7 protein-coding genes are annotated in these 13,819 nt (G+C 67.4%); 2 read left to right on the forward strand and 5 right to left on the reverse strand.

All coding sequences use genetic code 11. From position 1 onward, the window contains the following. Window positions 1-8: 8 nt before the first annotated feature. Window positions 9-7,217 carry a YDG domain-containing protein gene (locus ASF61_RS13805; protein ID WP_162242001.1) on the forward strand — a complete coding sequence of 2,403 codons (7,209 nt, stop codon included), beginning with the start codon at window positions 9-11 and terminating at the stop codon, window positions 7,215-7,217. A gap of 17 nt (window positions 7,218-7,234) precedes the next feature. After that, window positions 7,235-8,944, forward strand: a complete 1,710-nt coding sequence (locus ASF61_RS13810) for a ShlB/FhaC/HecB family hemolysin secretion/activation protein (RefSeq protein ID WP_229205851.1) — start codon at window positions 7,235-7,237, stop codon at window positions 8,942-8,944. A gap of 60 nt (window positions 8,945-9,004) precedes the next feature. Here the strand turns inward: ASF61_RS13810 and asd are convergent, their stop codons facing one another. From asd to leuC, 5 genes are all read right to left on the reverse strand, one after another. Beyond that, window positions 9,005-10,132 carry an aspartate-semialdehyde dehydrogenase gene (asd, locus tag ASF61_RS13815; protein WP_056156776.1) on the reverse strand — a complete coding sequence of 376 codons (1,128 nt, stop codon included), beginning with the start codon at window positions 10,130-10,132 and terminating at the stop codon, window positions 9,005-9,007. Between the two features lie 136 nt (window positions 10,133-10,268). Next, the gene (leuB, locus tag ASF61_RS13820; protein ID WP_056156777.1) at window positions 10,269-11,342 is read right to left on the reverse strand and encodes a 3-isopropylmalate dehydrogenase; all 1,074 of its coding nucleotides are present in this window, start codon (window positions 11,340-11,342) and stop codon (window positions 10,269-10,271) included. Window positions 11,343-11,352: 10 nt separating this feature from the next. Then, window positions 11,353-12,000, reverse strand: coding sequence for a 3-isopropylmalate dehydratase small subunit (gene leuD / locus ASF61_RS13825; RefSeq protein WP_056158120.1), 648 nt, complete (start codon window positions 11,998-12,000; stop codon window positions 11,353-11,355). A 59-nt stretch (window positions 12,001-12,059) separates the two neighbouring features. Beyond that, window positions 12,060-12,185 (reverse strand): entericidin A/B family lipoprotein, encoded by a 126-nt coding sequence (locus ASF61_RS22870; protein WP_082491668.1) that lies wholly within the window; start codon window positions 12,183-12,185, stop codon window positions 12,060-12,062. Between the two features lie 71 nt (window positions 12,186-12,256). Then, a complete protein-coding gene (gene leuC, locus ASF61_RS13830) occupies window positions 12,257-13,660 on the reverse strand; it encodes a 3-isopropylmalate dehydratase large subunit (protein WP_056156779.1) in 1,404 nt (467 codons plus the stop codon). Between the last annotated feature and the right edge of the window lie 159 nt (window positions 13,661-13,819).

Below are 13,819 nucleotides of genomic sequence, written 5' to 3' on the forward strand. Positions count from 1 at the left end.
ATGCTTCCATGAACAGAATCTATCGCCTCGTCTGGAGCCATGTGCACCAAACCTGGGTGATCGTGCACGAGCGCGCCAGGGGCCGGGGCAAATCCGCCAATCGCCGCCTGCTGGCCAGCGTGCTGCTGGCCGCCTCGCACGCAGCCATGGCGGGGCCGACCGGTGGACAGGTCACGGCCGGCAATGCCACGATCAATCAGAACGGCGCCACCACCACGGTCACGCAAGCGAGCCAGAACCTGTCGCTGAACTGGCAGTCGTTCAATACCGCCAACGGCGAGACCGTCAACTTCGTCCAGCCCTCGGCCAGCGCCATCGCGGTCAACCGCATCAGCGACAACAACGCCACCCAGTTCTACGGCGCGCTCAACGCCAACGGCCAGGTGTACCTGGTCAACCCGAATGGGGTCGTGTTCGGCAGCGGATCGCAGATCAACGTGGGCGGGCTGGTGGCCTCGACGCTCGATGTCAGCGATGCCAGCCTCAACAGCGCCACGCGGCAATTCAGCGGCGCCGGCACCGGCAGCATCCTCAACCAGGGCACGATCAGCACGGCGCGCGGTGGCTATGTCGCCCTGCTCGGCAACACCGTGCGCAACCAGGGCGCCATCCATGCCGGATCGGGCGCCGTGGCGCTGGGGGCCGGCAGCGATGTCACGCTGTCGTTCGCCGGCAACAGCCTGGTGCAGTTGCAGGTCAACCAGGGCACGCTGAACAACCTGGCGGACAACGGCGGCCTGGTCAAGGCAGACGGCGGTGCGGTCTGGCTGTCGGCAGGCGCCAGGGATGCCGTGCTGGCCAGCGTGGTCAACAACACCGGCATCATCGAGGCCAAGAGCGTCGCGCAGGTGGGCGGCACCATCATCCTCGGTGCCGGCAGTGCCGGCACCGCCAGCAATAGCGGCACGCTCGATGCGTCGGCCAGCCAGGCCGGCGGCGTGGGCGGCACCGTCAAGGTGCTGGGCGGCGCCGTCAGGCTGGCGGCGGGCAGCACCATCGATGTCTCGGGCGACAGCGGCGGCGGCAGCGCGCTCATCGGCGGCAATTTCCTCGGCACGGGGCCGGAAATGAACGCCCACGCCAGCACCGTCGAGACGGGCGCCACCATCCGCGCCGACGCCATCACGGCGGGCCACGGCGGCAACGTGGCCGTGTGGTCCGACCATGCCACCCGCTTCGACGGCAGCATCAGCGCGCGCGGCGGCGCGGTGTCGGGCAATGGCGGACAGGTCGAGACCTCGGGCCAGCAGCTCGGCATCAGCGCCGGCGCCACAGTCAGCACGGCTGCGCCGCACGGCAAGTCGGGCGAATGGCTGCTCGATCCCGACGATATCGTGATCGGCAACGGCAGCGTGCGCCCGGCAAGCGCCAACATCAATGTCGATGTCCGCGCGCTGACCAATGCGCTCAACAGCGGCAACGTCACCATCAAGACCACGGCGTCCACGGCCAGCTGCAGCGGCACCCTGTGCACCGGCAATGCCGGCAATGGCGACATCATCGTGCTGGACCTGATCGGCACCGGCACCGACTACGCCAATGGCAACCAGGGTTTCAACTGGACCAGCAACACCAGTCTCACGCTGAGCGCCTACCGCAACGTGGTGTTCAAATACACGCCCAACCTGGCCTATCCCGGCTTCACCCAGGATGCGATCGGTGGCGTCTACGCGGATGGACTGGCCAATGTCGTGATCAAGTCCGACAATACGGCCAGGGGCACCGGCACCGTGATTTTCGAGGCGCCCGGCCAGTTCAACATCTACCTCTACGATCCGGCCAGCACGGCCAGCATCTACTACAACGCCAACAACTACACGCCGGTCGACTACACGCCGTACATGGACGGCAGCGGCTCGCTGACCACCTACATGGCGGTCAACGTGGCCGGCGCGGTGGCGTCGAAAGTCTATAACGGCACGACCGCCGCCAGCCTGACGCTGACGCCGCCGGCCTCCCTGCCCTCCGGCGTGACGCTCGATACCAGCAACAGCGCAGCCGTGTTCAGCGATAAAAATGTCGGCACCAACAAGGCGGTGACCATCACCGGCGTGAACTTCACCGGTGGCGGCACCACCATCAGCCGTAACGGCCAGAACTACTACATCAATGGCCTGAGCAGCGCGACCGGGACCATCACCGCCAAGGCGCTCGGGGTCAACGTCTCCGCCAACAGCAAGACCTACGACGGCAACACCACGGCGACGCTGAGCGGCGCCACGCTGGCCGCGGGCGGTGTCATCGCTGGCGACAACGTCACGCTCAACGCTGCCAGCGGGGTCGGAACGTTTGCCAGCGCCAACGCCGGCGCCAGCCAGGCGGTCACGGTGGCCGGCTACACCCTGAACGGCACCGACAGGAACAACTACACGGTCACGCAGCCGACCGGCGTGACTGCCGCCATCGCCAAGGCCAACCTGGTCCTGACCGGCACCCGGGCCTACGACGGCACGTCGGCCGTTGCCGGCGGCACCCTCACGGCGACCGGCGTGAGCGGGCAGACATTTGCGATCACCGGCGCCGGCGACGTCTCCAACCTGGCCAGCAAGAACGTGCAAGGCAGCGCAGCCCTGGCCAGCATCACCGGCCTGGGCGTGGGCAGCAGCAGCAACGGCGGCCTGGCCAGCAACTACAATGCGCTGACCACGGCCGGCAGCAGCTACAGCGTGACCGCGAAGCCGCTGACGCTGACCGGTCTCACCGTCAACAGCAAGACCTACGACGCCACCACGGCTGCCACACTCAATACCGGCGGCGTCGGCTACACGGGCGTGATCGCCGGCGACAGCGTGTCGCTGTCGGGCAGCGGCACGGCCTCGTTCGTGAACAAGAATGCGGGCGCCAGCAAGGCGGTCAACCTCTCGGGCTTCAGCCTCGGCGGCGCCGATGCGGGCAACTATGTGCTGACCCAACCGGCCGGCCTGACCGGCACCATCGGCAAGGCCGACATCGTGGCGACCGGGATCGCTGCGGCCAGCAAGACCTATGACGGCACCACGGCCGTGACCCTGACCGGCACCCCCACGGTGACCGCCTTGGCCAGCGATGTGGTCACCATCGGCGGCACCGGCAGCGGCAGTTTCGCCGATGCCAACGCCGGCGCCGGCAAGGCGGTCACGGTGACCGGCTATACGCTGGCCGGCGCCGATGCCGGCAACTACAACCTGGTGCAGCCCAACAGCGTGAGCGCCACCATCAACCAGGCTGCCGTGACCTTAAACGGCAGCAAGACCTACGATGGCACGACGGCGGTGGCCGGCAGCACGCTCACCGCGGTCGGGATCGGCGGCCAGACGTTTGCCGTGACGGGCACGGGCGACATCTCCAACCTGGTCAGCAAGAACGTGCAAAGCGGTACAGCGCTGGCCAGCATCGCCGGCCTCGGCCTGGGCGCCAGCAGCAACGGCGGTCTGGCCAGCAACTACGTGCTGAGCACGGCAGGCAGCAGCTACGCGGTCACCCCGAAAGGCATCGTGCTGACCGGCCTCACTGCACTTGACAAGGTGTATGACGGCACGACCGCCGCCACCCTCAATACCGGCAGCGTCGGCTACGCGGGCCTGGTCGGCGGCGACAGCGTGACGCTCGCCGGCAGCGGCAGCGGCGCGTTCGCATCGAAGAACGCGGGCGCCAACAAGGCAGTCATCGTGTCCGGCTACAGCCTGGGCGGCAGCGACGCCGGCAACTACGTGCTGTCGCAACCGGTCGGCCTGAGCGCGACCATCGCCAAAGCCGACCTGGTGGTCGCCAACCTCGCCGCTGCGAACAAGACCTACGATGGCACCACCAGCGCCACGCTGAGCGGCACGGCCATGGTCACGCCGCTCGGCAGCGACGCGGTCGCGCTGACCGGCTCCGGCAGCGCCAGCTTTGCCAGCAAGAACGCGGGCGCCAACCAGCAGGTCACCGTCACCGGCTACACGCTGGCCGGCGCCGACGCCGGCAATTACAACCTGGTGCAGCCGACCGGCCTGACGGCCACCGTCAGCAAGGCCAACCTGGTGGTGACCGGTGTGACGGCCGCCAGCAGGGCTTACGATGCCACCACCGTCGCCACGCTGAACGGCACGGCCACGGTGGCAGCGCTGGGCGGCGACCTGGTGTCGGTCGGCGGCACCGGGACCGGCGCCTTTGCCGACCCCAATGCGGGCGCCGGCAAGGCCGTCGCCGTCTCCGGCTACACGCTCGCCGGCCTCGATGCCGGCAACTACAACCTGGTGCAGCCGAGCGGCTTGAGCGCCACCATCAGCCAGGCGACGCTGTCGCTGGTCGGCAGCAAGATCTACGACGGCACCACGTCGGTGGCGGGCAGCACGCTTACCGCGGTCGGGGTCGGCGGCCAGACCTTTGCCGTGACCGGCGCGGGCGATGTCTCCAACCTGGTCAGCAGGAATGTGCAGGGCGGCGCAGCGCTGGCCAGCACCACCGGCCTGACCCTGGGCGCCAGCAGCAACGGCGGCCTGGCCAGCAACTATGTGTTCGGCACCGCGGGCAGCAGCTATGCCGTGACCCCGAAGGGCCTGACCTTGAGCGGCATTACCGCCTTCAACAAGGTCTACGATGCCACCACGGCAGCCAGCCTCGATTCCAGCAACATCAGCTACGCGGGACTGGTCATTGGCGACAGCGTGACGCTGGCCGGCAGCGGCACCGGCACCTTCGCCAGCGCCGATGCCGGCATCAACAAGACCGTCACCGTGTCCGGCTACAGCCTCGGCGGCAGCAGCGCCGGCAACTATGTCGTCTCGCAACCGGCAGGCCTGAGCGCCACCATCAGCCGCGCCAGCGTCACGGTGAGCGGCAGCAAGATTTACGACGGCACCACCGCCATGGCGGGCAGCACGCTGACGGCGACCGGCGTCGCCGGCCAGACCTTTGCGGTCACCGGCGCCGGCGACGCGTCCAACCTGCTCAGCAAGAACGTCCAGAGCGGGACCGCGCTGGCCAGCACCACCGGCCTGACCCTGGGTGCCAGCAGCAACGGCGGCCTGGCCAGCAACTACGTGCTGAGCACGGCAGGCAGCAGCGTGGCCGTCACGCCGAAAGGCCTGACGCTGAACGGCATCACCGCCCTCGGCAAGACCTACGACGCCACCACCGCAGCCAGCCTCGATACGAGCAACGTCGGCTACTCGGGCCTGGTGGGCGGCGACAGCGTGACCTTGTCCGGCAGCGGTACCGGCACGTTTGCCAGCGCCGATGCCGGCAGCAACAAGACCGTCACCGTGTCCGGCTACAGCCTGGGCGGCAGCGACGCCGGCAACTACGTGGTGTCGCAGCCGAACGGCTTGAGCGCCACCATCAGCCAGGCCAGCGTGACGTTAAGCGGCAGCAAAATCTACGACGGCACGACGGCCGTGGCAGGCGGCACGCTGACGGCGACAGGCATCAACGGCCAGACGTTTGCCGTGACCGGCGCTGGCGACAGCTCCAACCTGGCCAGCAAGAACGTGCAAGGCGGCGCAGCGCTGGCCAGCACCACCGGCCTGGTTCTTGGCGCCAGCAGCAACGGCGGCCTGGCCAGCAACTATGTACTGGACACGGCCGGCAGCCGCTATGCCGTCACGCCGAAAGCACTGGCCTTGACCGGCATCAGCGCGCTCGACAAGACCTACGACGCCACCACCGCCGCCACGCTCGACAGCCGCAACGTCGTGTACGCGGGCCTGGTCGCCGGCGACAACGTGACGCTCGCCGGCGGCACCGGCACCTTCAGCAGCAAGGATGCGGGCGCCAATAAATCGGTGACCGTTTCGGGCTTCGGCCTGGCTGGCAGCGATGCCGGCAACTACGTGGTGGCGCAGCCCGGCGTGCTGAGCGCCGCCATCACCAGGGCCAGCCTCGCGGTCGGTGGCCTGAGCGCTGCCGACAAGACCTACGACGCCACCACAGGCGCCACGCTGACCGGTAACGCCACGGTGGCGGCGCTGGGCGGCGATGCAGTGTCCGTCAGCGGCACCGGGGTCGGTACGTTTGCCGACGCCAATGCCGGCGCCGGCAAGGCAGTCAGCGTGACCGGCTACACCCTGGCCGGTAACGATGCCGGCAACTATGACCTGGTGCAGCCAGCCGGCGTGACCGCCACCATCCGGCAGGCCAGCGTGACCCTGAGCGGCAGCAAGACCTACGACGGCACGACCGCCGTGGCAGGCAGTACGCTGACGGCAACCGGCATCAACGGCCAGACGTTTGCCGTGACCGGTGCCGGCGACAGTGCCAACCTCGCCAGCAAGAACGTCCAGGACGGCGCAGCGCTGGCCAGCACCGCGGGCCTGGTTCTTGGCGCCAGCAACAACGGCGGCCTGGCCGGCAACTACGTGCTGGACACGGCCGGCAGCCGCTACACGGTCACGCCGAAAGCACTGGCCTTGACCGGCATCACCGCGCTCGACAAGACCTACGATGCCACCACCGCCGCCACGCTCGACAGCAGCAACGTCGCCTATGCGGGCCTGGTCGCCGGCGACAATGTTACGCTCGCCGGCGGCAGCGGCGCATTTTCCAGCAAGGATGCGGGTGCCAGCAAGTCGGTGACCGTGTCCGGCTATCGCCTCTCCGGCAGCGACGCCGGCAACTATGTACTCGCGCAACCGGCCAGCCTGACCGCCACCATCAACAAGGCCAGCCTGGTCGTGTCGGGGATCACGGCCGACAACAAGGCCTTCGATGGCACCACTGCCGCAACGGTCAATACCGGCAATGCCACGCTGGCCGGCCGGCTGGGCACGGACGTGGTCACGCTCGCTGCAACCGGGCAGTTCGCCGACGCCACTGCCGGTACCGGCAAGCCGGTCAATCTGACCAGCAGCTATGGCGGCGCCGATCTCGGCAACTACACCATCACCGGCCAGTCGCAGGCGTTTGCCAACATCGTCGGCGCGCCCGTGGTGGTGCCCGATACGCCGGCCCCTGCCACGGCGCTGCCGCAGCCGGTGCAAAACGTCGTCACCCAGGTGCAGGCGTCGCTGCTGCCGCCGCAGGCGACCACGCAGCCGCAGGTGCTGACGCTGTCTTCGACCCTGGTGGTGCAGCAGACCGCCGATGCCGGAGGCAACGGCAGCAGCAGCAGCAGCGACAGCAGCGCGGAACGCACCCAGGAGCGCAGCGCCGTGCCGGTCATCAACACGACTGCCGCGTTCGGCATGCCTGCGCCGCTGCTGCGCATCCAGAATGGCGGCATGCAGTTGCCGCTCGTCGCCACCAGCATCAAGGAATAAGCCACCCCATGACACCCATGCACAAGCCTCGCCCCGTACTGAAACCCCTGCTGGCCGCCCTGCTGGTCGGCGCCGCGCCCGCCCACGGCTTGGCCCAGGTGGCGGCCCAGGTGCTGGCCCAGCAGGCGCCGCCCAATGCCGGCGCCATCCTCCAGCAGATGCAGCCGCCCGCACCGCCGGTCGCCCCGCAGAAGTCGCCGACGCTGGAAGTGCGGCCGAAAAGCGACGCCGGCCTGCCGACGTCGCAGCCGATTGCCGTCAAGACCCTGCGCATCACCGGCAACACGGCGTTTGCCACCGAAACGCTGCATGCGCTGGTGGCCGACCAGGAAGGCAAAAGCCTGACGCTGCAGCAGCTGGAAGCGGTGGCCGCACGCATTACCGCCTATTACCAGGCCAATGGTCATCCGGTCAGCCGGGCCGTGATTCCGGTGCAGTCGATCACCGACGGCACCATCATCATCCAGGTGGTCGAAGCCCGCTACGGCAACGTACGCCTGAACAATCGCAGCGGTGTCGGCGACGCCGTGCTGAACGCCACGCTGGCGCCGCTGGTCGCAGGCGCGCTGATTGCCGATGCCGCGCTCGACCGCACCCTGCTGCTGCTGTCCGACGTGCCGGGCGTGGGCGTGAACGCCGTGCTCAAGCCGGGGGCGACGGTGGGCACGTCCGATATCGAGATCGAGGCGCGCGAGACCGGCACGTCGTTCGCCAACCTGGCGCTCGACAACTACGGCAACCGCTACATCGGCCGTGCGCGCCTGAGCGGCAATGTCAGCGTACTCAATCCCCTCCATGCCGGGGACGTCCTCAGCGCCGGCATCACCACCACCGGCGACGGCATGAACTACGGCCGCCTCGCGTACGACGCCCTGCTGAACGGCCAGGGCACCCGGGTCGGCAGCGCCTTCTCGGCCCTGCGGTACCGGCTGGGCAGCACCGCCAGCGCGCTCGACGCCAATGGCACGGCCACGGTGGGCAGCGCCTGGATCCGCCACCCGTTTATCCGCAGCAAGCAAACCAACCTGTACGCGCAAGTCCAGTACGACGCCAAAAAGCTGCGCGACCATATCGATGTCTCCGACCTGCGCACCGACCGCCACCTGCGGAACTGGATCGTGAGCGTCAATGCCGACCAGCGCGACACCGTGCTGGGCGGCGGCATGAGTACCGCGACCCTGAGCTGGACCAGTGGCCGCAGCGTGTTCGACAATGCCGACGCGGCAGCAGCCGATGCGGCGACCGCGCGCGCGCGCGGCGGTTATGCAAAGTGGAACCTGAATCTGGCGCGGCTGCAGGGTCTCACGCCGCGCGATACGCTGTACCTGGCGTTCGGCGGCCAGTGGGCCGACCGCAACCTCGATTCGGCGGAGAAGATGAGCGCGGGCGGCCCGTACACCGTGCGCGCCTACGACATCGGCGCGGTGTCGGGCGACACCGGCTACACGGCCAGCGCGGAACTGCGCCACGAGCTGGGCACGCTGCTGTCGGGCAGCTGGCAGGCGCAGGCGTTCATCGACAACGCCCGCGTCCGCATCAACCGCCAGCCCTGGACCAGCGCCGAGAACGGCGTAACGCTGTCCGGCGCCGGCGTGGGCCTGAACTGGACCGGCCCCGACCAGTGGCGGGCGACCGCCGCAGTGGCAGCGCGCCTGGGAGCGGCCCCTGCGCTGCTGAGCAGGCAGTCGTCCGTGCGGGCCTGGCTCGTCGTCAACAAGAATTTCTGACGGCCCGCCGATAGGGAACAGAAGCACGGGGCAGACGCGCAAGCGTCTGCCCCGTCGTCCTTATGCCTCGAGCACGATGCGCAGCATGCGGCGCAGCGGTTCGGCGGCGCCCCACAGCAGCTGGTCGCCGACCGTGAAGGCCGACAGGTAGTCCGGCCCCATGCTCATCTTGCGCAGGCGGCCGACAGGAATCGTCAGGCCGCCGGTCACCGCTGCCGGCGACAGGTCTTTGACCGACGCCTCGCGCGTGTTCGGCACCACCTTGGCCCACTGGTTGGCCGAAGCGATGATGTCGGTGATTTCGTCCAGCGGCACATCCTTTTTCAGCTTGATGGTCAGCGCCTGCGAGTGGCAGCGCATGGCGCCGATGCGCACGCACAAGCCATCGACCGGGATCGCCGCCGAACCGAAGTCCGCACCGAGGCCGAGGATCTTGTTGGTCTCGGCGCCGGCTTTCCACTCTTCTTTCGACTGGCCGTTGCCAAGGTCCTTGTCGATCCACGGAATCAGGTTGCCGGCCAGCGGCGCGCCGAACTGTTTGATCTCGTCGGCCGACAGGCCGTGCTGGGTCGCCAGCACCTGGCGGTCGATTTCCAGGATGGCCGACGCCGGGTCGTCGAGCAGCGGTTTGACGGCGCCGTTGATGGTGCCGAACTGGGTCAGCAGTTCGCGCATGTGCTGGGCGCCGCCGCCCGATGCGGCCTGGTAGGTCATCGACGTCATCCAGTCCACCAGGCCATGCTGGAACAGGCCGCCGAGGCCGATCAGCATGCACGACACCGTGCAGTTGCCGCCGATGTAGTTCCTGACGCCCTTGCCCAGCGCGTCCTTGATCACGTGCATATTGACCGGGTCGAGCACGATCACGGCGTCCTTTTCCATGCGCAGCGTCGAGGCGGCGTCGATCCAGTAGCCGTTCCAGCCGGCTGCACGCAGTTTCGGGAACACCTCGCCGGTGTAGTCGCCGCCCTGGCACGAGATGATGATCTCGCACTTTTTCAGTTCATCGATATCGGTCGCGCTCTTGAGCGTGGTTTCGTTCTTCGCCATCGCCGGCGCCTTGCCGCCCGGGTTGGACGTGGTGAAGAACACCGGTTCGATGTGGGCAAAATCGCCCTCTTCCTGCATGCGCTGCATCAGGACCGAACCGACCATGCCGCGCCAACCTACGAGACCTACGAGTTTCATTGTTAATCCTTGAATATTATTTAGACGATCCATGACCGCACCAGCGTCGTACCCGCGCAGGCGGGTATCCAGTCTTCCGGCGCCGTCGCACATCGCATGGGATCCCCGCCTGCGCGGGGATGACGACTTTGCGGCCTCAGGCTGCCAGCGCTTTCACCACCGCGTTGCCCATCTCCTCGGTGCCCACCCTGGTGGTGCCCGGCTCGAAAATGTCGGCGGTGCGCAGGCCTTGCGCCAGCACCGACTTGACGGCCGTTTCGATGCGGTCGGCCTGCTCGGTCTTGTCGAATGTGTAGCGCAGCATCATGGCCGCCGACAGGATGGTGGCCAGCGGGTTGGCGATGCCCTTGCCGGCGATGTCGGGCGCCGAGCCGTGCGACGGTTCGTACAGGCCCTTGTTGCTGGCGTCGAGCGAGGCCGACGGCAGCATGCCGATCGAGCCGGTCAGCATGGCGGCGCAGTCGCTGAGGATGTCGCCGAACATATTGCCGGTGACGATGACGTCGAATTTCTTCGGCGCACGCACCAGCTGCATGGCGGCGTTATCGACATACATGTGCTCGAGCGCGACGTCCGGGTATTCCTGGTGGACGTCGGTGACGATGTCCTTCCAGAACTGGAACGTCTCGAGCACATTGGCCTTGTCCACGCTGGTCAGGCGCTTGCCGCGCTTTTGCGCCGCCTGGAACGCCACGTGGGCGATGCGGCGGATTTCGCCTTCGGCATAGCGCATGGTGTCGTAACCTTCGCGCTGGCCCTGGAACGGACCGTCGGGACATTCGCGCACGCCGCGCGGCTGGCCGAAATAGATGTCGCCGGTCAGTTCGCGCACGATCAGGATGTCGAGGCCCGACACCACCTCGGGTTTCAGGGTGGAAGCGCCGGCAAGCTCCGGATAGAGGATGGCGGGACGCAGGTTGCCGAACAGGCCCAGCTGCTTGCGCAGGCCGAGGATGGCCTGCTCGGGGCGCAGTGCGCGTTCGAGCTTGTCGTACTGGTAGTCGCCGACCGCGCCGAACAGCACGGCGTCGGCCGCTTTCGCCAGCGCCAGCGTGTTCTCGGGCAGCGGGTGGCCGTGGGCGGCATAGCCGGCGCCGCCGACGGGGGCGGTTTCGAGCTCGAACGATTCGCCGAGCACGTTCAGGACCTTGACGGCCTGGTCGATGATTTCCGGGCCGATGCCGTCGCCCGGGAGGATTGCGATTTTCATGTGGTCTGTCTCAGATAGCGTTGGCCAACCAGGGTTGGTTTGCCAGATGACGCTGTTCGAAGTCGCGGATAGCGTCGGCATGACGCAGGGTCAGGCCGATATCGTCGAGTCCGTTCATCAGGCAATATTTGCGGAAGGCGTCGATCTCGAAGGGATACGAGACGCTGCCGTTGCTGGTGGAAATGCGTTGCTGTTCAAGGTCCACCACCAGGCGGTAACCGGGGAAGGCCTTGACTTCATTGAACAGATGATCGATCTGCGCTTCGGGTAAAACGATGGGCAACAAGCCGCTCTTGTAGCAGTTGTTGAAGAAGATGTCGGCGAACGACGAGGCGATGATGGCGCGGAAGCCATACTGGTCCAGCGCCCATGGCGCATGTTCGCGCGAGGAGCCGCAGCCGAAGTTTTTGCGGGTCAACAGGATCGAGGCGCCCTGGTAGCGCGGCTCGTTGAGCACGAAATCCGGGTTCAGCGGCCGCCGGCTGTTGTCCATGCCCGGTTCGCCGTGGTCGAGGTAACGCCATTCGTCGAACAGGTTGGGGCCGAAACCGGTGCGGTGGATCGATTTTAAAAACTGCTTGGGGATGATGGCGTCGGTATCGACGTTGGCGCGGTCCAGCGGCGCGACCAGTCCTTCATAAATCGTAAATTTTTCCATGATGCTCTCGATGGGCGGCCGCTGCGGCGCCGGGCGCCGCGCAGCCGCTGGTGTCATAGTCAATGGCCTGAGGCGCCCTGCACCGCCTGCCCGGCGCGCTGGATATCCTTGCCGACGCCGGCAACAGTATTGCAGCCGGTGAGCAGGACGGTGGCGATCAGGGTGAGGGTGGCGATTTTTTTCATGCTGGGCTTTCTGTCAGACGGTAGGTTTCATGTTCGGGGCGGCGCCTGGCGCCGCCCGCAGGCGGCAAGGGTCAGCGCAGGCTGCGCACATCGACGAAGTGACCGGCAACGCCGGCCGCAGCGGCCATGGCCGGCGACACCAGGTGGGTGCGCCCGCCCTGGCCTTGCCGGCCTTCGAAGTTGCGGTTCGAGGTCGAGGCGCAGCGCTCGCCCGGTTCCAGGCGGTCGGCGTTCATCGCCAGGCACATCGAGCAGCCCGGTTCGCGCCACTCGAAGCCGGCATCGCGGAAGATGCGGTCCAGGCCTTCGCGCTCGGCCTGTTCCTTGACCAGGCCCGAGCCGGGCACCACCATCGCCAGCTTGACGTTGGACGCGCGCTGTTTGCCGCGCACCACGGCCGCTGCCGCGCGCAGGTCTTCGATGCGCGAGTTGGTGCAGGAACCGATGAACACCTTGTCGATGCGGATGTCCTCGATCGCCGTGTTGGGCCGCAGGTTCATGTACACCAGCGCTTTTTCCATGGCGTCGCGCTTGACGCTGTCCTTTTCCTGGTCCGGATCGGGTACGCGGCCGTCGATGGCCACGACCATCTCGGGCGACGTGCCCCAGGTGACCTGCGGCTTGATCTGGGCCGCGTCGAGCGTGACCACCAGGTCGAATTGTGCGCCCGGGTCCGAATGCAGCGTGCGCCAGTAGGCCACGGCCTGGTCCCAGTGCGGACCGGCCGGCGAGAACGGCCGGCCCTTGACGTACTCGATGGTGGTGTCGTCGACGCCGATGATGCCGGCGCGCGCACCGGCTTCGATCGCCATGTTACAGACGGTCATGCGCCCTTCCATCGACAGCGCGCGGATGGTGGAGCCGCCGAACTCGATGCAGTAACCGGTGCCGCCGGCCGTGCCGATCTTGCCGATGATGGCCAGCACGATGTCCTTGGCCGTCACGCCGGCCGGCAGTGCGCCATCGACCTGCACCAGCATGGCTTTCGATTTCTTCTGCAGCAGCGTTTGCGTGGCCAGCACGTGCTCGACCTCGGAGGTGCCGATGCCGTGCGCCAGTGCGCCGAAGGCGCCGTGGGTGGACGTGTGCGAGTCGCCGCAGACGACCGTCATGCCCGGCAGGGTGGCGCCCTGCTCCGGTCCGATCACGTGGACGATGCCCTGGCGCTTGTCGTTCATGTTGAAATACGTGAGGCCGAACGCGGCGGTGTTCTTGTCCAGCGTTTCGACCTGCAGCCGCGAGACCGGATCGGCAATGCCGTCCGCGCGGCCGGTGGTCGGCACGTTGTGGTCGGCCACGGCCAGGTTGGCCGACACGCGCCACGGTGCGCGGCCGGCGCCGCGCAGGCCGTCGAACGCTTGCGGGCTGGTCACTTCATGCACCAGGTGACGGTCGATGTAGAGGATGGTGGTGCCGTCGTCTTCGGCCTTGACCACGTGGGAATCCCAGAGTTTGTCGTAAAGCGTCTTCATCATGATGTGTGCTGCTACAGCCTGTGTGAGTGATGCTGGTTGATTATGCCATAGTGTGCAAATGGAAAGCAGCCGCCGGAGGCCGGCCTCGTGAGCCCGCGCGGTTCCGCCTTTTCCTGCACTGCCCATGACGCCCAAGAAAACCGTCAAAAATCGGTAAAA

The organism is Duganella sp. Leaf126 (assembly GCF_001423125.1).
In the GTDB taxonomy this organism is placed as follows: domain Bacteria; phylum Pseudomonadota; class Gammaproteobacteria; order Burkholderiales; family Burkholderiaceae_D; genus Rugamonas.

Bases quoted from the DNA above. Each gene is read 5' to 3' on its own strand.
- ASF61_RS13810 (WP_229205851.1), top strand. From the start codon at position 7,235: ATGCACAAGCCTCGCCCCGTACTGAAACCCCTGCTGGCCGCCCTGCTG.
- leuC (WP_056156779.1), bottom strand. From the start codon at position 13,660: ATGATGAAGACGCTTTACGACAAACTCTGGGATTCCCACGTGGTCAAG.
- asd (WP_056156776.1), bottom strand. From the start codon at position 10,132: ATGAAACTCGTAGGTCTCGTAGGTTGGCGCGGCATGGTCGGTTCGGTC.
- leuD (WP_056158120.1), bottom strand. From the start codon at position 12,000: ATGGAAAAATTTACGATTTATGAAGGACTGGTCGCGCCGCTGGACCGC.
- leuB (WP_056156777.1), bottom strand. From the start codon at position 11,342: ATGAAAATCGCAATCCTCCCGGGCGACGGCATCGGCCCGGAAATCATC.
- ASF61_RS13805 (WP_162242001.1), top strand. From the start codon at position 9: ATGAACAGAATCTATCGCCTCGTCTGGAGCCATGTGCACCAAACCTGG.
- ASF61_RS22870 (WP_082491668.1), bottom strand. From the start codon at position 12,185: ATGAAAAAAATCGCCACCCTCACCCTGATCGCCACCGTCCTGCTCACC.